Origin of the sequence: Desulfitobacterium sp. THU1 (assembly GCF_038181555.1) — a bacterium.
Classification (GTDB): domain Bacteria; phylum Bacillota; class Desulfitobacteriia; order Desulfitobacteriales; family Desulfitobacteriaceae; genus Desulfitobacterium.
In genome coordinates this window covers 19,227-44,347 of sequence record NZ_JBBWUA010000003.1, presented here as the reverse complement: position 1 = coordinate 44,347, position 25,121 = coordinate 19,227, and the positions used below count along the sequence as shown (strand labels likewise).

Sequence of the window (25,121 nt, the reverse complement as noted above, 5' to 3'; positions counted from 1 at the left end):
GCCTTTTTTTAGTTGCTTGAGTCCGGTACGGACAAGAAGGCATAATACTATACCATCCTAGAGGAAGAATGACTGAGGGACCTTATTAATATAGTAGAAAGATTAGAGGGTGATACGAATGAAAAAAATCGGGTTTATAGGGGCTGGTAACATGGCTGAAGCTATTGTTAAGGGTCTAGCTCTGGCAGGTCATTATGAAATTCGAGTGACTAACCGTTCCAATCAGGCTAAGTTGGAAAAAATGAGGGAAGATTATGGGGTAATCCCAGCTTCCTTTGTGGAAACAATTAGGGATTCAGAGATTATCCTTTTAGCGGTGAAGCCTAAGGATGTAAATGAGGTTATGGCGAACATCAGCGAGATCATTTCGGATAATCAGCTGTTTGTTAGTGTAGCGGCAGGAATTCCTTTGGCATTACTGAAAAGACATTTGCCCCAGAATCCCCTTGTTAGGGCCATGCCCAATACCTCCAGTGCAGTCATGCATTCCATGACCGGTTTGGTCAAGGGGCAAGGGGTCAATCAAGGTCATACAAAAGCTGTAGAGGATGTCTTTGGCGCCGTCGGGAAGTTCATCTGGGTAACCGAGGAACAGATGAATCCCCTGATTGCCATGAGTGGAAGCGGACCGGCCTATTTTTATCTATTCACAGAGGCCTTGGTCAAGGCAGGGGTGGAGATGGGCTTCACTCCAGAGATAGCGGAAACACTTGCTAAGGAAACCATCCTCGGGGCAGCGAAAATGTTGGCTACCAGTGGCAAATCACCCGGCGAGCTGCGTGTGGCAGTTACTTCGCCTAATGGAACAACACAAGAAGCTCTGAATGTATTTGGGAAAAATGGTCTAGAGAAATTAGTAGCACGAGCAGCTAAAGCTTGCAAAGCTCGTGCTGAAGAGATGGAAAGGGTGTATCTTGAGTGAGTGAGCTACGGCGAATTATTATAAAAATTGGTAGTAGTAGCTTAAACCACCCTGAAGGTGGTCTTGATGATCGAGCAATTGATCGAATTGCACGATTGGTTGCGGAGATTCATAAGGTGGGTGTGGAATGTGTTCTGGTCAGCTCAGGTGCCGTGGCTGCAGGTGTTGGGAAACTGAAGTTAAAAGCTAAGCCAAAGGATGTGGCAGGTAAGCAGGCTGTAGCCGCAGTTGGTCAAGGAGTTCTGATTGAGAAGTATGCACTTGCTCTCGAAGCTTATGGTCTCGTCAGTGCTCAGGTTTTGCTTTCAAGAATCGATCTGGCGGAAGCTTCTCGTTATAAGAATGCTCAAAACACCTTAGAGCAATTGCTCCGTTTTCAAGTGGTGCCTATTATCAATGAAAATGATACGGTTGCCGTGGAGGAGCTTTGTTTCGGAGATAATGATCGTCTTTCGGCCTTAGTGGCTGGACTGGTGCATGGAGATTTGCTGGTGATTCTCACAGATGTGGAAGGCCTCTATTCCGCTAACCCCAAACTGGATCCTGCGGCTAAGCTCATTACGGAGGTTAAGGATCTTGCTGAAGTAATAGGTGTAGCAGGTGGAGCGGGAAGCTCCTTAGGAACCGGTGGAATGCTTACGAAAATTAAAGCAGCAGAGATTGCCACCCGTTTTGGTATTGGTATGTTTCTTATGCACTCCAAGCATATGGAGGATATGATTAAGCTTATTCAAGGTGAACGCCCCCTGGGTACTTATTTTCTACCAGCAACGCACCGTATTGTGGGTAAAAAACGCTGGATTGCCTATGGCGGTCTTTCCGAGGGGAACATTTTTATCGATCAAGGGGCAGTCAATGCCTTGCTTAAGGGAAAAAGCTTATTAGCCTCCGGTATTACGGGACTTGAAGGAACCTGGGAGCGCAAAGAGCTGGTGCGCATCAATAATCCAGATGGGCTTGAGGTTGCCCGGGGGCTTGTTGAACTAAATAGTGATGAACTAGAGCGGGTCCGCGGTATGCATTCCGATGTAATGTTAGACTTAATCCCTAATTTGGAGGGTGAAGAGGTCGTGCATCGTGACAATATGACGATGATGCTGGAAGGTTAGAAAGGAGAGATTAGGATGGATTTTTCACCGGAGCTGATGACAATTGGGCAAAAGGCTAAGGATGCCGCGCGTAAATTAGCCTATACAAGCACAGCGAACAAGAATAAAGCTCTTTTGGCCATGGCCGATGCGCTTATAGCCCAGGAACAGGAAATTTTGGTGGCTAATCAAAGGGATGTAGAGGGTGCTATTCAGAAAGGAATCAAAAGCTCCTTAGTTAACCGCCTAACCCTGACTTCTGAAGGGATTCGTCAGATGAGTGATTCCTTACGGGAAGTAGTAAACTTAGCAGATCCCGTAGGTGAAGGGGAGTTTTGGACTCGTCCCAATGGTTTGCGTATTCAGCGTACCCGTGTCCCCTTAGGTGTTGTGGCCATGATCTATGAAGCGCGTCCCAATGTAACAGTGGATGCGGCAGCCCTCTGTCTAAAATCCGGTAACGCCGTGATTTTGCGGGGAGGCTCAGAGGCTATCGAAAGCAATAAGGTTTTAAGTAGGGTTATTTCGCAAGCTGCCGAAGGTCAAGGGCTACCGACAGCCTGCATACAGCTCCTTGAAAATACCGATCGGCAATGGGTCCAACAATTGATGAAGATGAATGGTTACGTAGATGTCATTATTCCACGAGGGGGAGCAGGACTCATACAGACAGTGGTCAAAGAATCCACCGTACCTGTTATCGAGACAGGTACCGGGGTTTGTCATGCTTTCGTGGATCAGGAGGGGAATTTAGATAAAGGCGTCAGCATCGTTTTTAATGCTAAAACCCAAAGACCAGGGGTGTGCAACGCCTTAGAAACTGTGCTTATCCATGAAGCGGTTGCCTCAGAATTCTTGCCCTTGCTGGGCACTAAGCTCCGGGATTACGGAGTGGAAATTCGCGGATGTGAAAAAACCTGCTCTATCTTGCCCTATGCAGCTAAAGCGAAGGAAGAGGATTGGGGAACTGAGTATCTGGATCTTATCATCAGCGCTAAAGTTGTAAAGGATGTAGATGAGGCCATGGATCATATCTACCAGTATGGTACCAAACATTCGGAGACGATTATCACCGAGAATTACACGACAGCCCAACGCTTCTTAAATGAAGTAGACGCAGCGGCTGTTTACGTCAATGCCTCCACCCGCTTCACTGATGGAGGTCGATTCGGTTTCGGTGCAGAGATTGGTATCAGTACCCAGAAGCTACACGCTCGTGGACCGATGGGACTACGAGAGCTCACAACTATGAAATACATGATTTATGGAGAAGACCAGATTGTAACTTGATACGGCTAGCATGCTATCGATATATAAGCTTTATAATTTAACGATTCTTCATGGTTTCAATTGCCATTATAATTAGATTCCGACTCATGCATACTAATTTTGAGTTCAATGTGTATCTTTTCGTTGTATGAGGAGGAATCGATAATGGATAAGAGAATCCTGGAAAGCGTCAGGGAATTTTACAGAAACGTTAAAAATCAAGAATTCTCATTGGATTTGTTTCCATACCAAGCTTACTCACCCTATGAGCATGAGGGCAAGCATAATCATTATGAAATCTGAGGCTATTGGGGCAGTGTGAAATTTCGATTTTTATACGGCCTCCTTACATAGTCTTGAAAGATTTGGGTCGGGTAGCTTCTCACACATCGTTCTCTCAGTAAGCTGCGTGCACCCGTTCTAACGCTTAAGCACTTCGCTCCGTCGGGTGCCCCGCTAAATCGCCATCCTTGGCTCTCTAGCGGGTTGGAAACGTCCTGTTTCCAACCCGACTCCGCTGCGTGCTTTTCGCGAAGAACGGGTAGCTGCTCGCTTAAAATCGTTCACTATTGTGTGAGAAGCTACGCTTACAAGTTTTTAAAAGTTGGATTATTTTTTTTGTAAAGGGGCAGTGTGAAATCGAAATTTCACACCGTCCTTTTTTTCGACAGATTGCTATAAATTATATCAAAGGAAAATAATACATTATGTAGAATTCTACAGATTAGAATTTGAATAGGTCTAGGAGGAAACTTAATGAGAAGTATTCGTGGCAAATTTCTACTAATTATTGCAACAATCTTTCTATTTGTGACACTGGTTCAAGGATTTACTTTTGGTTCTTTCTATTTTGTAAGCCAAGGGATTCAGACGACGATCAAGACTGAGGAATTAAAGATTTCAGTGATTCAAGTCCAACAATGGTTGACAGATATAAGTGCAACGAGAGCGACCGGAGGCTATAATGACGGATACGATGAAGCAGAGTCCTGGGCCCAAAAATTTCAGCAGCAGCTCGATGAATTAAAGCAGCTTAATCCTTCTCGTGAGGTAGAGTATGAGGAAATCAGAACTTCCTTTGAAGGATATTATTCTGTAGGAAAGAAGATGGCCCAAGGTTATATAGACGGTGGTCCGGAAGCAGGAAATATTATCATGAAAGAATTTGATCAGACTGCTCAAGACATCAATGGCAGGGTAGACCTACTCCGCCAAGAGGCCATGGCAGGTGCTGATGTTAAGGAAGAGATGCTATCTCTAGTCGTACGAGTCTTAGTAGTAGGAGCAATTTTATTTGTGGCCAGTGTTCTAGTGAGCATTATTATGAGCAATCGTATCATTAAACCCATCCAGGAAATCCTTAAGGAGATGGAAAGGGCTGGGCAAGGAGATCTTCAAGTGCAGGTTCAAGTTCATGGAAAAGATGAGACTGCTCGTTTGGCGCAAGCCTTTAATGATATGCTCGCAAAACAAAGGAAAATTGTCACCAATGTAATTCAGACTGCCCAAGCCGTTTTAGCATCCTCACAAGAACTGTCTGCCACCGCTCATGAAAACCGAGGCAGGATGCAAGAAATCACTGTTTCCATAGAGGAGATATCTGCGGGAATGCAGGAGACTGCCTCCAGTACTGAGGAAACTAGAGCCGTAACGGAAAACGTTGCAGAAAACGCCGAAATTGTAACCCATCAGGTCCAGAAGAGTGCAAATGCCGGTCAACGAGTGAGAGATTTAGCCATCGAAGGAAAAGAAGATGTTAATCAGAACTTAGAGACCATGAGAGGCATTGAAATCGTGACCCAAGATATTGCAGGAACTATCGAACAACTGCGCTTAAGTTCTGAAAAGATCGGAACTATCTCCAACACGATCAGTGGTATCGCTGACCAGACTAATTTACTGGCCTTGAATGCAGCTATTGAAGCAGCACGGGCAGGAGAGCAGGGCAGGGGATTCGCGGTCGTTGCTGAAGAAGTTCGCAAGTTAGCCTCGGAAAGTAGTAACGCTGTGGAGGGCATATCCACATTAATTCTTTCTATTCAAAAAGAGATATCGGATGCAGTAGACAAGATGCATAAGGGAGCAATGGAAGTTGCTCAAGGCAAGGAAGTAGCTTATAAAGTTCAAGCGAAATTTGAAACCCTTGGGCAATCAGTTCAGGAATTGGATTCGATAATGGACACTATTTCTACATCGGCACAGGCCCAGTCCTTGGCTGTCAAACAAGTGGCTGAAGCGATCGTTGTAATTAGCACCACAACCCATCAGGTTGCCGTGAATAGCGCCAATGTAACCGGACATGTGGAAGAGCAAAATAATATTATGAACCAGTTAAGTGTTGCTAGTGAAGAACTGGCAAAAATGGCTGAGAGCCTAAGCGAATCAGTTCAAGATTTTAAAGTATAAATTGGGAAGAGAATTGCCGCTAAGGGAATGCAATAAAATTATTTATGGACAAGAATATTTAATCAGGAAATTGCACACTATAATGTCGAAGGGTACGTAATGGTTGAGCCAAGATTTATATATGCTTTGTCAAAGAGGTATGTATAAGTCGGTCAAAGATGATTTATAGGCTCCCGTTTATAAATTGTCGGAGAGAAGATTCTTTTAGGTAGGGAAAAGCTTTTAGTTAGTCGATTAAACCTTGATTATCTGAGGGTTCCAACTTATCTGCAAGGGTCGAGTTAAGATCATGCTGGGTTTTGGAAAATCTTTTGTATATAGACATACACCTCATGGCGCGTGGCTATATATAAAATTTTCGGTCTTACTTAGCCGCAAGGTTAAATAAGGTCGGGTAGATATCCAGTATGGTCGAACGAACCATCATTTGAGGTGGCGATTCTGCTTGGCTGTAGTCGAAAGATTATTACCGGGTAATAAGTTATCTCACGTGGTGTAAGATAGATCATTACGTGCTCTTCTTTTTCAGAAATAAAAACCTCCTCATCTAAATTGTAGGCTGAGGAGGTTTTTTGGTTGAATTTGAACGAATGCAGTCAATCTTCATTGGAAGTTTACCTAAAAACTATGCCCCTTGATTGCTCGGTGGGATATGGTGGACGTTAAAACTCCTCCGTACTTAATTCAAACCCTTCAAGGTTTGCTGCTTCCTCGATTTCGATAAGTAAATAACGCCTGCCATCTTTCTTGACCTGCTTAATGTTTTTTAAGTCCTGTGGACTGACAGAGATGCTCACGGAGTTATTCTCAATTTTAATCGATTTGCCTTTGAAGTTGGGTATGAGGTTGGAGGCTTTAAACTCATACTTCTCCGTCCCGGTGACTTTCAGGAAAGCGGTCTCCAGCCCTTCAGTGTTTTCAACTCCACTGGTCTGAAGGATTTTTTCCATATCCTTTAATCTCACACTAGGGACTTCTGGGCTTTCTTCTTCCTCATTTCTCTCAATAATCGTGTTCACACTTTCATAGATCCTAGCGATCTTCTCAGGCTCGATTTCTCTACCCGCGACTTCTTGAACAATTTCAAGGAACTGCTCTTTTTCCGTTTGGGCGGTAGTATGTAATTCGCAGCCCAGAACCTGAGTGAAGAATTCTGTGTTAGGGTCATTGGCTTTATTGGAGTAATAAACGACCTTATTCACATCAGCGGAATTGTCACTCCAGGAGGGGAACATAAATCCATCTAAGGGAGAGGTTAGATTGATCGTCACGTCCATCGGGATATCTGCTTTAAATACTTTACCTTCAAAGTCGAATTTAAGGGCAGTCTTGGGGATGGCTACTGGATTAACACTGCCCATGAAGAATTCAAAGGAAAATACGATATCATCGATTCCTGATTCATCTTCTCTGCTTTCCCTTTTCATGAGCTTATAGACTTCACCCCGTAGGAAGGAAACCATATAATCACCTTCGTAATGACAATTCTCAATGATTTTGAGAGTGATTTCTTCGGCTTGCTCCATAAAATCTTCGGTTTTTAGGGTTTCGAATAATACTTTTTGGCGAGGGTTTTGCCCTAATTTATTATCTGCGAATTCCAGTCCGAAGACTTTAGAATCTAGAGGGCCGGTAAGGAGCTTTTTAAAATTCTTGATATAAAGCTCTTGCTTCTCTGCATCCATTCTGTCAAAGTATTCTTTTTCGGTGCCGATAATCTGTTTGAGATCCCCTTTGACATAAATACTAACAACATCACCTAGTTTTAGCTTTGTGTTGTCTTGTTTAAGCTCTTTACGTATACTTGCTACATCGTTTCGGTTCATCATTTATTCCTCCTTATAAAAAAGCAAAAAGGCAACTTATATTAAGGTAGCAAATTTTACTGAAGATAGTCAATGAAGAAATAACGGATTAGTATTTGCTTTTTTGTTTGTCAAACAATAAGTGTCAAAAATACTGCGCCAACTTAGCTTATTTAGCCAACTTAGCTAATTTAATAGAATATTAGTATATGAAAGAAGAATAGCTTGAATCGTGTGTGAAAATATTAACAAGTAATCATTGACAGTAAATGGGAGGAATGCTATGTTTAATGTGTGGGATATTTCACAATAAAGTGACAACCGCTACCTGAAAAAGTAAAGGGAGGTTTAAGAATGTCTAAGGAAAAGAAAGATGAACTGAAAAGGGAAAGACTTTCTCGTCGAGATTTCTTAAAAAATGCGGGTCTCATGACAGCCGGTACTGCAGTAGGTGCTAGCTTCTTGCTATCAGGATGCAGCCAAGGAACGCAAACTCCGGCTAAAGATGCAAAGCCTGCTACTCAAGCAAAGCCTTGGTTACCCGAAAAATGGGATAAGGAAACGGATGTAGTAGTTATTGGTACGGGCTGTGGATTAGCAGCTGCTATTGAAGCTAAAAATGCTGGTTCTGATGTTATCGTTCTTGAAAAAAATGATTGGGCTGGCGGGCTGTATAAAACCGCAGGGGGTCATGCCATACTTGGAGGTACACGGATCCAGAAAGAAGCGGGATTACAGGATAATATCGAAGACTGGTTTGAAGATGAAATGAAAGCCAGTGGATACCGTGGTGTCCCGGAGCTGATTCGTACATATGTGGAAAGAGGACCGGAACTCATCGAATGGATGGAATCCATGGGCTTTAAATGGTATGCTACTGTCGGTAATTCAAGTCCGGAAGTCCATCGTGTTACTCGTTCCCATTATCCAGCAGCCAACCCAGGTGTATATGATGCTAAGCCCAATAGTCCTATGAGCTTTGGATTAGCCTGGACTACAGTCTGGGAGAAGAAGTTAAAAGAGATGGGAGTTCCTATTCTCTTCAAGCATCGTATGAAGAAGGTTTATCGTGAACCCGGAGGCCCAGTTCTAGGAGTAGCGGTAGAAACTCCAGAAGGAACAATCAGTATTAAAGCCCGCAAAGGGGTCATCCTTTGTACAGGAACCTGGACTGACAACTACCGAATGGCTCAAGCCTGGGATCCACGGGTCGTGGGGCCGGATTGCTTTGGTGATGGCGGTACTCCAGCCGATGGAACGCTGTTTGTAGATAGTGCCGGTGATGGTCACTTAGCCGCTGCCGAAGTTGGCGCTGGCTTCAGTGATATGTCCTTCACCTCATATATTTATCTGTTTTATGGCTCCAGATCCTACTGGGGATGGGAACCACCTGACTTTAAGACCGCTGCTTATTATTCAGATGGTAAGGGAATTTCGCGTTCTGCCGCATTCTTCGAGCGAGTTATTTTAGTAAAAAATGATGGTGTACGTTATATTAACGAACTGGAAGGGGCTAGAAAAGCGGATCCTGCCAAAGGTGAAGCCGGGGGCTTGAATGAAAACCCTGAATGGCCCTACACTGCCAAATATCTTAGCCTACCGCAAACCAGAAATGTTTGGGCAATTGCTGATTCTGAAAGTGCAGCTGCGTTAAAGTGGCCTATTGAAGATTTGAAGAACCCTAACCCCAAGAAAGGTCTTATGTTTGACCCAGCCTGCGTAGCCATAGCTGACAGTATTTCCGAACTGGCTGAAAAGATGGGAATTCCTGTAGCAGAATTGGAGAAAACCATCAACCGTTATAATGGTTTTGTCGATGCTGGTAAGGACGAAGATTTTGGCAAAACGACCATGTTTAAAATTGCCAAGCCACCTTTCTATGGTCTTAAGGCATCCTTGATCCGTCACACACAACGCAATGGCGTTCGTGTTAATACCAAATCCCAGGTCATCGAGCAGGCCGATCAACTAGCTGGATACAGCGGCAAAGCTACCGATGGAAGCATTTCCATCGATCAGGAAAAAGTTATTCCTCACCTCTACGCTGCGGGTGAGTTGGGCAATGCCATGGGTTGGCGGCGTCCTCATGGTTCCTTGGGCAACTATGCGACTGTAGCACGGATTGCTGGTGAGAATGCGGCTAAGGAGGCTCCGTGGGAATAAGACAGCAACGCAGTAGGCGAAATACATCTATCTAGAATAATTATCAGGGGAGGGGATCATACCCTCCCTTACGTATACCACGCAAAAATTACCCCGCAAAAATACGACCACGATACTCAGGAGTGTGAGAACTATGGCAGATAAGATGACATTGGATGCACAAGAAATCTCTACCGAGGCAGTGATGACACATCAAGTTACCCTAAGTATTGTTAAAGCTCCTCCTACAGAAATCAAGCCAGGAGCATTTATTACCATAAAAGTTAGAGTGACATGTCCGGAGAAATGCAATTTTAAAGCGGATAAAGTCCAAGTGATTGATCACGAGGGACAGGTGGTCAAAGAAGTTGCTCTGATTATCCCCCATGGGATGGACTTCGAGACGGATCCCATTGTCCTTAAGGTACCAACCTTGCCAGGCACCTATACTTGGAAAGCCCAATATCCAGAACAAGAAAAAGCGGGTATTTGTCATTTGGAGGCCTCGGTTCCCATTACCTTTTCTACAAAAACTCTTCATGAGTCAAGCATAGTTGTCTGGGATGTGAGTTCAACTGTTGTGATCAAGGACCTGATGAAATTCAAGGTTGGGGTGAAGTGCTCTGCAGATTGTCAGCTCACAAATCAGGTGATTGACGTCTTTAATCAAGAAAATATCAAGGTGGCGCAAGCTAAGCTAGGCCAAGTACCTTGGGAAGATACAGAGGGTTTATATTGGACTGAGGTAGAGCTACGAGCTCCCGATCTAGAAGGCATATATTATTGGTTGGTAAAATTCCCAGAGCCTAAGATGGGAACTCCCCATCTGGAAGGTGAGACAGCCTTTAGTTTCCGAGTGGTCAATCCACCTGAATGCAGAGTCAATGTCGAGGTCTTGGACCGCAAAGATAGGACACGAATCGAGGGAGCATCCGTAATTCTTCACCCCTATAGGGGCCAGACCGATGAACTGGGAAAGACGAGATTAGAGGTAACGAAAGGTGAATACCAGCTTTATGTATCTGGGTTAGGCTCCTATGGAAGCTATCAGAGCAAAATAACGGTCAATCAAGATACAATAATCGAAGTGGAGCTTGAGAATTCACCATTTATAGGAGATTAATATAAAAAGGATTATAAACCAGACCTCGCATTCATCTGCGGTCTGGTTTCTTTGTTCCATGTGAAAATTACTTTTATCCTCTACCATATAAAAGAAGGAGAATTAACTAAACTCAAACCATGTCCTAACGTAACCATTACAAAAGTGACTTATAATGAACTTAAGCGTTTTCAGTTAGATGTTTAGTTATCACAAATGCTGTTTACTTGATATTTGGAAAGGCCTGTGAATCATTATGGCAGAAGATATGAATCGTCAAGAACACTTGGAAATCTGTAAACCGCCTGGCGCCCATAAACACATAACGCCTTTCTCACAGCAGGTAAGGGTTTTTTCTACCGTAGAAAAGACATGATAAATTTAAAATTGTTATATAAAAGTTAGACTTTCTTCTTGCGAATTTTATATAATATATCTATACTTGTAATAATATAAATTATCTATTCTATGGTTGCCACCAAGAAATTAGGAGTGTATGTATAGATGAGTATGAAATTTGTAAAGAGAATACCCTCTGCCGAAGAGATTATTGAGAACTTACCTTTGACAAAGGAAGTCAGTAAAATCCGCGATCAGCGGGTTGATGAGATTAAGAAAATCTTAGCTAATGAGGATCGACGCTTCTTATTGATTGTCGGCCCGTGCTCAGCAGATCACGAGGACCCTGTTTGTGAATATATAGAACGATTAGCCAAGGTTCAGGAAAAGGTCAAAGAAACCTTATTAATTGTCCCGAGAATCTATACAAATAAACCCCGCACCACAGGAGAGGGCTACAAAGGAATGGTTCACCAGCCGGACCCAGAAAAAGCTCCGGATATGGTGGAAGGGATCAAAGCCATTCGTCGCCTGCACATTCGTGCAATATCTGAATTTGGTATGCCTGCAGCTGATGAGATGCTCTACCCCGAGAATTATAGTTATCTGGCGGATGTCTTGGGATATATTGCTATAGGAGCCCGTTCTGTTGAAAACCAGCAGCATCGTCTGACTGTGAGTGGAATTGATCTGCCCGTAGGCATGAAAAACCCGACCGGTGGTGACATTACGGTCATGTTTAACTCCTTGATCGCCGCCCAAAGTAATCATTCTTTCATTTATAATGGCTGGGAAGTTGAAACCACCGGCAATCCCTATGCTCACGCAGTTCTAAGAGGGGCAGTGAATGCCAATGGGGACAATATCCCTAATTATCACTTCGAAAACCTTATTCAGACCGCTCAAGAGTATGAAAAGCTTGAGTTAGCCAATCCTGCCATCGTTGTGGATGTGAACCATGCCAACTCCATGAAGCGCTATTATGAACAGCCCCGTATTGCCGGAGAAGTTTTGCACAGCAGGAAGTATGATTCCTTGCTTAAGAAAATGATCAAGGGACTTATGATTGAGAGTTATATAGAAGAAGGAAGACAGGGTATTGGGGAAAACATCTATGGTAAATCTATTACCGATGCTTGTTTAGGATGGGAAAGCACGGAAAAGTTAATATACTTTATAGCGGAGAATGTCTAATCTAAGAAAAGACTATATAAAAGTCCACTAATCTCATAATTACGAGAATAGTGGACTTAATTGTTTTAATAAACAATTAACCTCTGATGTAAAAATAGCAAATGGCTGCTTTCTTATTCATAAGATACTAAAAGGATATTGTAATTCTTTATAGAACTTCTGAATTAATACAATAACTCTTTGAACGAGACTTCGCTTTGAGGGAGGTTCACCCCCCTGAACGTTAGTACGGTGTTAAACCTTGGCTAGACGAAAGGATGATGCGCTATGAATAAAGAGACTTTTAAGAACCAGAAGTTCTCAATAGGATTGGGATTGGTCATCTTGCTTTTAATGGGCATCTTTTGGGGTGTGAGCCAGTCGCGGAATACGTCTGAGAATGTCCAAGCTGCTGAAGTGACCTTCGAGGCTCTGAATTCTGATAAATTAGGTGTTGATCTAGACAGCGCTTTTTTATTGACAAGCAAGGAACCCTTGAAAGAAAAATCCATAGAAAAAGCCTTGCGAACCAACCCGGAATTTTCTTACAGTTTGGAAGAGCAAGCCGGGGGCTTGACCTATAAGATTATCCCTAAAGAACCGCTTCTTGCCAATACCATTTACACACTATCCTTTGATCCCCAAGGGTTAAGTCAAGAAAACCTGAGTTGGGCTTTCCAGACCAAGGGTCAATTTCGTATCATGGGTTCCTTACCACGCAATGAGAGTACCCATATTCCGATGAGTACAGGAATTGAGGTTGCTTTTTCGCATGAAAACTTTGATATCGATCGAGTCAAGGAGCATTTTAGCATTTCTCCTAAGGTTGAGGGGATTTTTGAGAGGCACAAGAAAACCTTGGTCTTTGTTCCTGAGACATTACAACCGTCCACGCTCTATACAGTTACCGTGAAGAAGGGTTTCACTTTGCCCGAAACCACACAAACCTTGCAAGAGGATTATGTCTTTAGCTTTGAAACAGAACCCGCCAAGCAAGCAAGTCCTTCTTTCAGTTATGATTTAGATACAGAGTTAACAGAATTTAGCACCAGTGATATCCCTGCTTTCACGGCTTACTTCAATAATCAGGCTTATAAATCAGATGGAACCACTTTCCCTGTTCCACCTCTTCATATTGACCTCTACCGCTATCCTGACCATCAAGCATTTCGCACATCCCTTACTAAACGAGATCAAATTCCTCGCTGGTCTTATTTTACATGGAATGGGTATCGGGAAACTCTCGATCCCCAATTAAAGGTTGCAGAATACGATACTAAGTTTTTGCAAGTCAATGATTATGTGAATTACATTGTTTTTCCCGAAAAATTAGCGGCTGGATATTATGCAGCAGAATTCCAAGCGGGGGATACGACAAGACAAGTTTGGTTTCAAGTCACTGATTTAGCAGTATATCTTGCCCAAGGGGAAGGAAGTACCCTTTTTTGGGCCAACGATTTGCATCGTAAGGCTCCGGCAGCTAAAGCTGAGGTCGTTATTGAAAGCAAGCAGTTATCTGAAACGGCAGATGATTCGGGAGCGATTTTAATCCAACAAAAGCTAACGGGAAAAGACCGGGACTATGCCCTCGTGAAAAGTGAAAACAAAGAAGTATTGGTTCCGTTGGAGTCTTGGCCTCAGTGGTATAGCGAAAATAGCCAAGCGATGGATTACTGGAAGTACCTCTATCTTGATCGCGAGTTGTACCAACCTGACGATGTAGTACATTTCTGGGGAGTTTTGGCTCCTCGGGGTAAGACGGATATCCAAGGTCGAAGTATTGACCCGGTCAAGGAAATTACCCTAGAGCTAATTGGTGTGGATTATCCATATTATAATGAAGTTGAGGTCAGTCCAATACTTAAGCAGACCATCTTAATTGAGGACAAAACCTATCGTGGAGAACTAAAACTACCAGTGCTAAAACCCGGATACTATACACTGCAATTAAAGCTGGATAATACGGTCCTGCTATCCCGAGGCCTTGAAGTAGAGACGTACCAAAAACCTGCATACCAATTGACTGTATCTCAGGATAAAAAGGCTATATTTGCTGGGGAGACCATGAATTTTGCAGCAAGAACAACCTTCTTTGAGGGGACACCTGTTCCGGGACTATCCTTAAAATACTATATCCAAGGTAGCAATGATTTCGTGATCACTGATGAACAAGGGGAAGCGAAGATTTCGTACACCGCAACTGTAGATAAGGAAGCATATAATTCCTATGACTATGTTTCCTTAGGAGTGAACGCTTTACTGCCGGAAACCGGTGAAATCTATAACTCAGCTGAGTTCTATGTGTTCAAAAGCAAGGTGCATTTGACTGGAGAAGCGTGGCGTCAAGAGGGGGGCTATACCCTTAGCGCCAAACTCTCCACAGTGGACCTAGTGGATATCAATAATGGAGAATACATCGCAGAAGAGAATTTCCTCAAGGAACCTGTGGCCAATCATCCTCTTAAGGCTAGTCTCTATCAAGAGATTTGGACACCGGTTGAATCAGGCGAGCGCTATGACTTTATAAGTAAAGAAGTAGTCAAGACCTATTATTATGACTACTCGACCAGACACATAGGTGATTTAGACTTGATGACCGATGCCGCTGGGCAGATTAACTATACAGGAGGTTCCTTGGATCGCCAAAATTCTTATTATCTCGAGTTGGTTGTGGTCGACAAGGAAGGACGACCGTTTAAGAAGCGTATCCATATTGGTCAGGATAACGGCAATCCTAAGTATCAATATTATTATCTGCAGGATGAGGCGAAGAAGAGCGGCTACAAACCTGGGGAGCAGATTCAGGTGAATTTTAGGGTTAACGACAGTGAGCTATCTCCAACAGAAGGAGGTATTCTCTACTTTAGTGGCCAAAAAATGATTGAACAATACGAGGTTAGCAAAGAACCACATCATAGCCTTTTGTTTAAACAGGAACACATTCCCAATATAAATGTAGCAGGTGTCTATTTTGATGGCTACAACTATCATGAAACGGATCTCATAAGTATTCCCTTTGCAAAGGAGACTAAGGCCCTTCAGGTAAAAATTGAGACAAATCAAGCTGAATATCGACTAGGCAGTAAGGTGGAATTGAATCTTCAGGTCACAGATATGAATAAGCAAGCTGTGAAAGGAGCCCAAGTGAACCTGAATCTGGTTGATGAAGCACTATTTAGCCTGCGTCAACAAAAGACAGATTTCTTGGCTAACCTATACGGTGATCGGATTACCCTAAATCTCCTCACTAAGAAAACCCACTTTCACCCTGGGTTCGGCGGAGGGGCAGAACAGGGCGGTGAAGGCGGCTCAGAAAGAAAGGATTTTCGGGATACGGTACTGTTTACAACTTTGCAAACCGACGACAAGGGTCGGGCAAAGATTGAATTTCAATTGCCAGATAACCTGACTTCTTGGCGAGTAACTTATCATGCCTTTACACAAGATTTGCAAGCTGTTAGTGGCACGACTCAGATTCCCGTTCGTTTACCTTTTTTCGTGGAGATGAATTTGAATAAAACCTATCTCAAAGGTGACTCCCCAATAATCCTCCTTCGTGCTTACGGGGATCATTTAAAAAGCAGTCAAAAGGTAGCTTATGAAATGAAACTGGCGACTAAGGAGGGCAAGGAGGAGACCTGGCAAGGAAGTGCAGATTCCCATACAGCACTGGATTGGCAGCTACCTGTTCTGGAAAAAGGTCAATATACCTTAACCGTTGCAGCAGAAAGCGGTGGACTACAAGATGTGCTCACAAAGGAATTCCAAGTAGCCGAGTCTTACCAAGCCAGAACAATCACCAGTCATGAGCTGTTGACGGAAGGGCTAGTGGTCAAAGGCTCTCAGCAGGAACCGACAACTGTGGTCTTCAGCGATTATGAAAAAAGCCAGTACTTACGTGGTTTGTACCAGCTGGCTTGTAATAATGGCAGTCGTTTAGAACAAAAGCTGGCAGGGCTTGAAGCTAGAAAAATGTTGAAGGAGTATTTTCCTGAAGAAAAGTTATATGAAGGTGAAGGAGTCGAGACTTTACTCAACTATCAACAGACGGATGGTGGCATCAGCATTCTGCCCTATGGAGAAAGTGAGTTAGCGCTATCGGCCATGGTAGCTTCCAGTACCTCAGGAATATTTGACGAAAGGGCTTTAAAAAGCTATTTTTATCGGATGATGGAGAGGGAAAAGGAAGTTGATCAGAGTCTAGTTTTATTAGGACTGGCAGCTCTTCAAGAACCAGTGCTGCTCCAAATTGAAGATTATCTTCAGCAAAAAGATCTGGCGCCTGAGGTGAGAATTAACCTTGCTCTTGCTTTGCTGGAAATTGGAGATGGAGCTTTCGCTGAGAAAGTAGTTCGTGAATTGCTAGGCCTATATGGTCAGGACTTAGGAAGCTCAACAAGGATTAATGTGGGACGTGATCAGGACGAGATAATCCAGGCTACAACTCAGGTGGCTTTGCTGGCTGCTCGTTTGAATCAACCGGAAAAGAATAAACTGTATCAATATCTCTTGGAAAACCAAGGGAAGGAAATATTAAATCTGGTGGAACAAATTCAGATTCTTAAGTACAATCTCAAATATATGGAGGCTTCACCAGTAAGCATCACTTACGAGCTGAGCGGAGAGAAGATTACAAAAAGTCTACAGGGCGGGGAAATTTTCAAACTGATTCTACTTCCTGAAGACCTCAAGGAAATAAAATTTAGTCAAGTAAATGGTCAAGTCGGGATCGTGAGCACCTATAACCAAGCGATTAGAGCCGGAGAAACAGGCGATGGGTCAGATCTGAGTATTAGTCGTCGCTATCTCGTCAACGGTAGTGAACGAACTTCGGTAAACAGTTCTGATTTGGTTCAGATTGTTATGGATGTTAATATCGGTGATAAAGCACCTGGTGGTATCTATGAGGTCATAGACATTCTGCCAGCTGGGTTAGCTCATATTTCCCGACCCTATGCTTACCAAAGAAATAATAATAGTCCATGGGATTACCCGGTTGAAGTGAATGGTCAAAAACTTGTTTTCCAGTTAAGCAAAGGGCAGAAACAAATTAAATATCTAGCACGTGTAACCTCACCTGGTGAGTTTAACTGCGAAGCTCCGGTTCTAAGTAACATTATGAACAGCGAGACTTATACCAGCGGAGCCGAAGCTAAGCTTACAATTAGTTCAGATCAATAATCCATGTGCTTTCAAATGAGGATGTAATAACATGAAACTTTCAATTCGGTTCAACACAAAGCCTGCCCAGCTTATGATCAGCTTGATTTTATGTTGTTTTCTTCTGCTGTTAGTATCAGCATGTAGCAAGGGGGCAAAAGAAGGTGGGGTAGAACCCAGGGTGACGATGCTCAGCCAAAGTGACTCCAAAGCCCAAAAGGTCCAAAGCTCACCGACTAACGCTATACACCCAAGCTTTGTGACACAACAGGAATTGAATACGATTTTGGCAAATGGTTCGGGAAAACCTATAATACCAGAGGGCAGGATTGTAAGCGCTGTCCTTCCCCATCATTTGCTAGCCGGTCGTCTGCTAGTGGATGCCATGGAAGCTCTGGCTCTGCAGGAACCGAATTTGGTGATTCTGGTCGGTCCTAACCATTTTAATAAAGGAGAAAGAGTGCTTAGCGGATTCTCTAGCTGGCAGACACCAGAAGGAATTATGGAGGTTAGTGATGAGGCAGTCAAGCATCTCCTGGCGAAAGGTCTGGTCGTAAGAAACGAAGAAGTTCTCGCCAAAGAACACTCTATCGGAGCTCTCGTACCTATTCTGAAGCATTTCTTGCCGGAAGCGGAAATTGTCCCCATAATTTTGCATCATGATGTAAGTCTCAAGGAAGTCGACGCGTTATTAGAGGGACTGGAAGCTTTTGTGGGTGATAGGGCAGTATTAATCGCATCAGTGGATTTTTCGCATTATCTAGCCAGAAGCGAGGCCCAAGCCAAGGATCAAGAGACGCTAAGGCATATGATGAACTTTGATTTTCCAACTTTATTTAGTTTGGGTAATGATTACTTAGATTCACCCGCCTCCTTGGCAGCAGCTATTCGGTTGGCAGAACAAAATGGTATAAGAGAGTTCGATGTGCTAGACAATACTAATTCCGGCATCATCCTGCGCAATGACTTCATCGAAACCACCAGTTATTTTACATTGGTATTTACGGAAAAGGAGTAGGAAGAACACACAACTCACAGGCTTAATAGATATTGATATGAATTTTCCCTAATGCTATAATAAATCGTATTTTTCATTTAAGGAGGATTTCTAAACCATGTTGCATTCCGTTCGTATTCGGTAAGTAACCAGCAAAAGGCGGTAACCCATTCCAAAGTGGGGCTCTTTTGTTGTGCTTATCGGCGAATGAAGACATGGTTAAGGAAAGGAAAACCTTCACGGTGCACAAGGGCAACCAACGATAAGCCTTTTGTGATGCGTGAATTTAAGGCTTGCGAAGCCGGGTTTTCTTTAGCTGTTGCTGTCTTTATATCACGTTAAAGCTTACAGACTAAAGTCCATTTTGGACTGAGGTCTGTTTTTTGTTTGTTCGAATAAGTCAAATTGAAAAAGGAGAACTTGTTTCGTTGGTTATTAGAGATTTTTGTGCTAGGATAATTATGCCAACATTTTTCAAGATACGACGACTATTAGTAGAAAGAGTGGAGTTTCGAAGTGAGTATTTTAAAGCGTTTTATCAGTTATTATAAGCCTTATCGATTGCTTTTTTACACGGATATGACGTGTGCGATCATAGTATCTGCCATAGATTTAGCCTTCCCCATGATTCTAAGCTACTTAATTAACAGCGTATTTACCCAAAGTCGAGAAGCGATTCTGGACACCATTCTTATAGTAGGGATAGGCTTATTAGCTATGTATATCATCAAGTATTTTTGTCAGTATTTTATCGTTTCCTACGGGCATATCATGGGTGCGCGCATGGAGACAGATATGCGTCGGGATCTGTTTACCCATTTTCAGAAGTTATCCTTTTCCTATTACGATAAACGCAATACAGGGGATCTTATGTCCCGGCTGGTTGCCGATTTGTTCGATATCTCAGAGTTAGCTCACCACGGGCCAGAAAACCTTTTCATATCTATTTTGAAAATCGTCGGATCCTTTGTTATCCTAATGACCCTTAATGTCCAAATGACACTTTCACTCTCCATCGTAACCCTCTTGATCATTGTTTTTAGTCTCTATAAAAACAAAGTGATGCAGCCCATCTTCAGTGATAATCGTGTCAAAATAGCCAAGGTGAATTCCAGTGTCCAAGACAGTTTGGCGGGAATTCGGGTTGTGCAATCCTTTGCCAATGAGGCCATCGAGAAGAAGAAATTCGCCCAAAGCAATGAAGCCTTCCTAAAATCGAAAACAGGTGCCTATAAGACCATGGGAGGTTTCCACGCTTGGAACTCTTTCTTTCAAGGGCTACTCTACATCGTAGTAGTAGTTACCGGGGGAATTAATATTGCCAACGGGACCTTAAGGGCAACTGATCTGGCAGTGTATATTCTTTATATCAATATTTTTATTAATCCTATTGACGTTTTGATTAATTTTACCGAGCAATTCCAAAAGGGCTACGCGGGCTTTAAGCGCTTTGTGGAAGTCTTAGAGACCCACCCGGATATTATGGATGAGCCTGAGGCAAGACCTTTAACCCAGGTCAAAGGGGATATAGAGTATCAGAATGTCACCTTCGGCTATGATGAGGAGGAATCCCATGTTCTCAATCAGGTCAGTCTGCAGATCAAAGCAGGAGAGACTATTGCTTTGGTCGGTCCTTCTGGCGGGGGGAAAACGACGTTGTGTTCCTTGTTGCCAAGGTTTTACGAGGTAACTTCGGGGACCATAACCATCGATGGTCAGGATATTCGCAAGGTGACCCTTGAATCCTTGCGCAATGCCATCGGCGTCGTGCAGCAAGATGTCTATTTATTTGATGGAACCATCAAACAAAATATTGCCTATGGTAAAGCAGGAGCCACCGATGAAGAAATTATGGAGGCGGCAAAGAAGGCTAATATCCATGAGTTTATAACATCCCTTGAGGAAGGTTATGATACCTATGTGGGTGAGCGGGGGGTAAGACTTTCCGGTGGACAAAAGCAGCGTCTGTCCATTGCGCGAGTCTTTTTGAAGAATCCGCCCATATTGATCCTGGATGAAGCCACTTCAGCTCTGGATAACGAGAGTGAGCGTTATATTCAGAAATCCTTGGAAGAACTGGCCCAGAACCGGACGACCATTGTCATTGCCCATCGCCTGAGCACCATTCGCAATGCCGATGAAATTATCGTGATTACGGATGAAGGAATTAAGGAAAGAGGAAACCATCAAGAGCTCCTATTATTAGATGGGATCTATGCTCATTACTATACGATGCAATTCGAGGGTCTGGATGGATAAATAGACTCTGAAATGCTGAAGACTAAGAGAGTGAGGAAAATGCAATGGAAGAAGCAAGAGGAGAGGGCCAGGAAAACATCAAGAACGGTACTATAAAAAAGCTGGCTATTTTAACAGGGGGCGGAGATTGCCCCGGGTTGAATGCGGTGATTCGTGCTGCGGTGAAAACAGCCTGCTACCGTGGAATTGAAGTTATTGGGATTCAGGATGGCTTTCGCGGAGCTGTAGAGGGAGATTTTCGAACCCTAGGCCTCAAGGATGTCTCGGGGATTTTGCCTCGGGGAGGTACCATTCTAGGAACCACCAACAGAGATAATCCTTTTGCGTACCCAACTCTAGTCGAAGGAACGTTGCAGATTCAGGACCGCTCCGAGGAAGTGCTCGGCAGATTTAAAGCTGAAGGAATTGACGCCCTCATCGCCATTGGTGGAGACGGCAGCTTAAGTATTGCCCTAGAGTTCGCGAAAAAAGGGCTTAACGTAGTAGGAGTACCCAAAACCATTGACAATGATCTCATGGCCACGGATCTAACCTTTGGCTTCCAAACCGCTGTCGCCACTGCTCAAGATGCCTTGGATAGACTTCATACCACAGCAGAGTCTCATCATCGCATAATGATCTTGGAAGTGATGGGACGTTATGCTGGTTGGATTGCCCTCTATGCAGGCGTTGCCGGTGGAGCGGATGTTATTTTGATTCCTGAGGTTCCTTACCAACTGGAAAGTATCGCTAAAGCGGTCAAGAGAAGAGCTGATCAAGGAAAGCACTTTAGTATTATAGTGGTAGCTGAAGGAGCCAAACCCTTTGGTGGGGAAATGGTCGTGGAGAGGACTATGCAAGGTAGAACAGACCCCATCAAATTAGGTGGAATCGGGGCCAAGTTGGCCGCTGAATTGGAAGTGCTGACAGCGATGGAGACTCGAGTGACAGTGCTTGGGCATTTGCAGCGAGGCGGTTCGCCTATAGCTGTGGATCGGGTTCTCTCTACCCGGTATGGAGTCGCCGCAGTGGAAGCTGCCCTAGATAAGGATTACGGCATGATGGTCGCTTTGCAGGGGCAAGTTATAGTGAGGGTGCCTATAGAAGAGGCTGTTCATCAATTGAAAAAAGTAGTAACAGATGATCCCGTTTTACTGGCTGCACGTAGTATGGGAATTGAGCTCGGGGATTAAAGTAAGGCAAGATGGGCAAGGTGTCATCTTGAGCATGTGCGAGGGATCGTTGATCTTGATTTGAGGTCAAGATTATTCGCATTCGTTCAGGATGACATGTTGCAGGTGATAAGTAGAGACATTACATGGAGGGATAAGCTTGGCCACAGCGGCATTAATCATCGCGATTATTCTCTTTATCGTGGGTTTATTGGGTACAGTGCTCCCGATTTTGCCGGGGGCTATCCTCATCTACGGTGGAATGCTGATCTATGGCCTGATGACTGGCTTTGCGACCTTGGACTTGACTTTCTTTCTCATTCAGGGTCTTGTGTTCGCCTTTATTTTCCTGGTAGATTACTGGGCTACTGTAGAGGGTACACGTCGCTATGGTGGAAGCAAGCAGGCTGGCTGGGGTGCAGCTCTCGGTATGATCTTTGGTTTATTCTTTATGCCTCTAGGAATCGTCATTGGTCCTTTCCTAGGAGCAGTGGTCGCAGAATTGCTGCGCAAGACGGAGCTCAGTCAGGCCATCCGCGTGGGCTTTGGTACCTTGGTCGGGCTCCTTGGAGGGACAATCATCAAGCTCGGAGTAGAGATCCTAATGATCATTTACTTCTTTATGAAGATCTAGGGTGAGGCTTGGGAAATACACGCCCAAAATAGAGTTTTGAACCTCTTGAGATACCCCGTAAAGGAGTCTCATCTGACAAATGACCCCTTCGAAAGTAGGGGTCATTAATATTTCTTCATCTTATGCCTTGGTAAAAAATGTTACATCATGCAGGAAACTAGCTATTGTATGGATAAACAGGGATATAATGGAATTGAAGAGGGGATATCCTATGATTTAAATACGTAAAGATCGCTACACCATACTATCCAAAGTAGCCTTAGAAACACTTCGAAACTACGCGAAAAAGGTAAGGCTCCAGGAATGGTTATTCTCAGGGGAAGCTGAAGGAACCCACCTCTCGGAACGGTCGGCCCAAAAAATATTTAAAGATGCATGTGAAAAAGCAGGAATCAAGAAAAAGGCTTCAATTCACTCTCTAAGACATTCCTTCGCAACTCATCTGTTACAGTCAGGAACTGACTTAAGGAATATTCAGGAAATCCTAGGCCATAAAAGCTCAAAAACAACAGAAATATATACCCATGTCACAAAGAAGGATATCCTTCGTATTCGAAGCTCTCTAGATTCATAAAAATGTAGAAGTACAGCTATAGAAAAGTATTCGCGAAAGAGATGCGGATATATATATCTAGGTACAATTATTATGAAGTGCGGGAAATTGACGTTTTAGGCATATCGTGCAAGTCGCGCCGTCCATGGCGCTGACGGAAAGGATTTTAGTATCCCTTCGAAGTAGTAGGATAAATTCAAGGAGTGCGCAATGAGTATGGATATTAAGCTTGCTGAAATGAAACAAGAACAAGCCATTTTTGAATGTGTAAATATGGCTTATAGCATGTACATTGAAAGAATGGGTAAAAAGCCTGCGCCTATGCTTTCGGATTACTCTAAACTTATTGAGAAGAATGTTGTATATATAGCAACAGATTCGGAAGAATTTATGGGCATTATTGTCATTTTCCCAAAAGGGAATTCCCTATTTATAGAAAATGTAGCAGTTCACCCAGATTTCCAGGGAAGAGGAATTGGACGTAAATTAATTGAGTTTGCTTTAAATTTTGCAAGAAAAGCGGGTATGCAAGAAGTCAATCTTTATACAAACGAGTTAATGACTGAAAATATTAGGTACTATCTTGGGCTCGGGTTTGTCGAAGTGGGACGTCGATTAGAAGACGATTACAGACGAGTGTATTTTGTAATACCTTTATAACTCAAGTATTTTTAGGGCATGGAGGAAAGTGGGAGTTAATTAGAGAAATATATCGACGATATTGATAGACTGTTCATATTGTCAGAGCTAATTCGAATTTTATGATTTCGTATTATGTTGGCATGTTTGAGGCAGCGCCGTCCATGGCGCTGTCTGAGTCTGGGGTCACGATACGTCGTAGAACAGAGTGTTACCAAAATCCGAGAAAACATGAAGGTAGTATGCAGACTTCGGTAATACGTAGAACGTTATACGACTGACGCTCTATAAGAAAAAATATAGGAAGACGGGTGCTTAGGGAGCATTATGAGCAAAGTTGAATCGTTCGCCCCGAGTATTGATGATAGGTCAAGAATCTTAATACTTGGCTCAATGCCCGGAGTTAAATCAATTAAGGAACAACAGTACTATGCAAATCCAAGGAATCATTTTTGGAAGATCATATATTCAATCTTCTCAACGCCTTTAGACCAAGAGTATAATGACCGTATCTTCTTTATACGGGAAAAGGGGATCGCCCTTTGGGACGTTATTAGTACATGCTACCGTGTTGGTAGTTTAGACTCTAATATTGAGAATGAAACAGTCAACGACTTTAGAGGGCTAATTGACAATTATCCAAACCTTAAATTAGTTGTTTTTAATGGAACAAAGGCGTTTGAAGTGTATAAGAAACGGGTGGGGTTTGACCAGCCTAGCATTGATTATAAATTATTACCCTCAACAAGTCCGGCAAATACAATGAAATTTGAAGCAAAGTTGAAAGAATGGGGAACAATTGTAGACTACTTAACAATCTGACTTAGGCACTTTGGTAATTCATAATCCTACAGAAGGTCTTGCGGGCGGCGTCCATAGTACAACAGAGGAGTCCCGCCACTAGAGGATGATGCATGTAGTTGGGACGCTTCAGAACGTTATGTGACATTTCCTGCAGGACCCGCCCGCCGTCCGTGGCGGGATTAGGCTACTGTACTAGATTTCTATTTATCATAGCAAGAGTACAGTATGCATTGGATAGACTTGGAGGATTAATAATATGAATCAAAAGATAAGGAAGAAACTTTTATTTGTACTCCTGACTTTAGCAATTTTGGCTGGTGGAATAATCTATGCGATTAACTGGGCATTTTTTGACATCCAAAGAATTAGTGGTCAAGAATATCTAGCTGAATCTACTTCGCCAAATGGAACATATACAGTGACAGCCTATTTAAATAATGGCGGAGCCACAACTGATTATGCAGTATTATGCAGAATGAAGAATAATATAAATGGCAAAATCAAGAATATTTATTGGCAGTACCATTCGAAACAAGCTGACATGGTATGGATAAATTATGAAATAATCAGGATTAATAACATAGAAATCAATGTTAATTCTGAGATCTATGATTATAGAAGGAATTAAGAAATGTCGCATCTTCAAAAATGAAAAACACATAGGTGAGAGGAGTAATT

19 protein-coding genes are annotated in these 25,121 nt (G+C 43.2%); 17 read left to right on the top strand and 2 right to left on the bottom strand.

The window, feature by feature from the left end:
• The first annotated feature begins 118 nt into the window (after window positions 1-118).
• The 5 genes from proC (at window position 119) to AAC978_RS03980 (ending at window position 5,685) form a co-directional block, all read left to right on the top strand.
• The gene (proC, locus tag AAC978_RS04000) at window positions 119-922 is read left to right on the top strand and encodes a pyrroline-5-carboxylate reductase (protein WP_341546719.1); all 804 of its coding nucleotides are present in this window, start codon (window positions 119-121) and stop codon (window positions 920-922) included.
• Entirely contained in the window at window positions 919-2,031 is a 1,113-nt protein-coding gene (gene proB, locus AAC978_RS03995; protein ID WP_341546717.1) for a glutamate 5-kinase, read from the top strand. Before proC ends, proB begins: the two co-directional genes overlap by 4 nt.
• A 15-nt stretch (window positions 2,032-2,046) precedes the next feature.
• On the top strand, window positions 2,047-3,300 hold the full coding sequence (locus tag AAC978_RS03990; RefSeq protein ID WP_341546716.1) for a glutamate-5-semialdehyde dehydrogenase: 1,254 nt from the start codon (window positions 2,047-2,049) through the stop codon (window positions 3,298-3,300).
• A gap of 144 nt (window positions 3,301-3,444) precedes the next feature.
• On the top strand, window positions 3,445-3,582 hold the full coding sequence (locus tag AAC978_RS03985; RefSeq protein ID WP_341546714.1) for a hypothetical protein: 138 nt from the start codon (window positions 3,445-3,447) through the stop codon (window positions 3,580-3,582).
• Between the two features lie 453 nt (window positions 3,583-4,035).
• Window positions 4,036-5,685: a methyl-accepting chemotaxis protein gene (locus AAC978_RS03980; protein ID WP_341546712.1), complete on the top strand. Its 1,650-nt coding sequence runs from the start codon at window positions 4,036-4,038 to the stop codon at window positions 5,683-5,685.
• Between the two features lie 662 nt (window positions 5,686-6,347).
• On the opposite strand, the gene AAC978_RS03975 is transcribed toward AAC978_RS03980, so the two are convergent.
• Window positions 6,348-7,511 (bottom strand): DUF4317 domain-containing protein, encoded by a 1,164-nt coding sequence (locus AAC978_RS03975; RefSeq protein ID WP_341546937.1) that lies wholly within the window; start codon window positions 7,509-7,511, stop codon window positions 6,348-6,350.
• Between the two features lie 333 nt (window positions 7,512-7,844).
• Here AAC978_RS03975 and AAC978_RS03970 point away from each other — a divergent pair, with 333 nt between their 5' ends.
• From AAC978_RS03970 to AAC978_RS03920, 11 genes are all read left to right on the top strand, one after another.
• Window positions 7,845-9,653, top strand: coding sequence for an FAD-dependent oxidoreductase (locus AAC978_RS03970; protein ID WP_341546711.1), 1,809 nt, complete (start codon window positions 7,845-7,847; stop codon window positions 9,651-9,653).
• 133 nt (window positions 9,654-9,786) lie between these two features.
• Entirely contained in the window at window positions 9,787-10,755 is a 969-nt protein-coding gene (locus AAC978_RS03965) for a hypothetical protein (RefSeq protein ID WP_341546709.1), read from the top strand.
• 483 nt (window positions 10,756-11,238) lie between these two features.
• Window positions 11,239-12,267 carry a 3-deoxy-7-phosphoheptulonate synthase gene (locus tag AAC978_RS03960; RefSeq protein ID WP_341546707.1) on the top strand — a complete coding sequence of 343 codons (1,029 nt, stop codon included), beginning with the start codon at window positions 11,239-11,241 and terminating at the stop codon, window positions 12,265-12,267.
• A 267-nt stretch (window positions 12,268-12,534) separates the two neighbouring features.
• Window positions 12,535-17,427 (top strand): Ig-like domain-containing alpha-2-macroglobulin family protein, encoded by a 4,893-nt coding sequence (locus tag AAC978_RS03955; RefSeq protein ID WP_341546705.1) that lies wholly within the window; start codon window positions 12,535-12,537, stop codon window positions 17,425-17,427.
• 31 nt (window positions 17,428-17,458) lie between these two features.
• The gene (gene amrB, locus AAC978_RS03950) at window positions 17,459-18,424 is read left to right on the top strand and encodes an AmmeMemoRadiSam system protein B (protein ID WP_341546703.1); all 966 of its coding nucleotides are present in this window, start codon (window positions 17,459-17,461) and stop codon (window positions 18,422-18,424) included.
• Window positions 18,425-18,919: 495 nt separating this feature from the next.
• A complete protein-coding gene (locus tag AAC978_RS03945; protein WP_341546701.1) occupies window positions 18,920-20,662 on the top strand; it encodes an ABC transporter ATP-binding protein in 1,743 nt (580 codons plus the stop codon).
• Window positions 20,663-20,706: 44 nt separating this feature from the next.
• A complete protein-coding gene (locus AAC978_RS03940; RefSeq protein ID WP_341546698.1) occupies window positions 20,707-21,834 on the top strand; it encodes a 6-phosphofructokinase in 1,128 nt (375 codons plus the stop codon).
• A 139-nt stretch (window positions 21,835-21,973) separates the two neighbouring features.
• Window positions 21,974-22,447 (top strand): DUF456 domain-containing protein, encoded by a 474-nt coding sequence (locus AAC978_RS03935; RefSeq protein ID WP_341546696.1) that lies wholly within the window; start codon window positions 21,974-21,976, stop codon window positions 22,445-22,447.
• Between the two features lie 220 nt (window positions 22,448-22,667).
• Complete coding sequence (locus AAC978_RS03930; protein WP_341546936.1) at window positions 22,668-23,021, top strand: tyrosine-type recombinase/integrase; 354 nt, start codon at window positions 22,668-22,670, stop codon at window positions 23,019-23,021.
• Between the two features lie 189 nt (window positions 23,022-23,210).
• Entirely contained in the window at window positions 23,211-23,660 is a 450-nt protein-coding gene (locus AAC978_RS03925) for a GNAT family N-acetyltransferase (protein WP_341546695.1), read from the top strand.
• Window positions 23,661-23,966: 306 nt separating this feature from the next.
• Entirely contained in the window at window positions 23,967-24,461 is a 495-nt protein-coding gene (locus tag AAC978_RS03920) for a DNA-deoxyinosine glycosylase (RefSeq protein ID WP_341546693.1), read from the top strand.
• A 1-nt stretch (window position 24,462) separates the two neighbouring features.
• On the opposite strand, the gene AAC978_RS03915 is transcribed toward AAC978_RS03920, so the two are convergent.
• Window positions 24,463-24,588 (bottom strand): hypothetical protein, encoded by a 126-nt coding sequence (locus AAC978_RS03915; RefSeq protein ID WP_341546691.1) that lies wholly within the window; start codon window positions 24,586-24,588, stop codon window positions 24,463-24,465.
• Between the two features lie 111 nt (window positions 24,589-24,699).
• On the opposite strand from AAC978_RS03915, the gene AAC978_RS03910 reads away from it, so the two are divergent.
• The gene (locus tag AAC978_RS03910) at window positions 24,700-25,071 is read left to right on the top strand and encodes a DUF5412 family protein (RefSeq protein ID WP_341546689.1); all 372 of its coding nucleotides are present in this window, start codon (window positions 24,700-24,702) and stop codon (window positions 25,069-25,071) included.
• The last annotated feature ends 50 nt before the right edge of the window (window positions 25,072-25,121 follow it).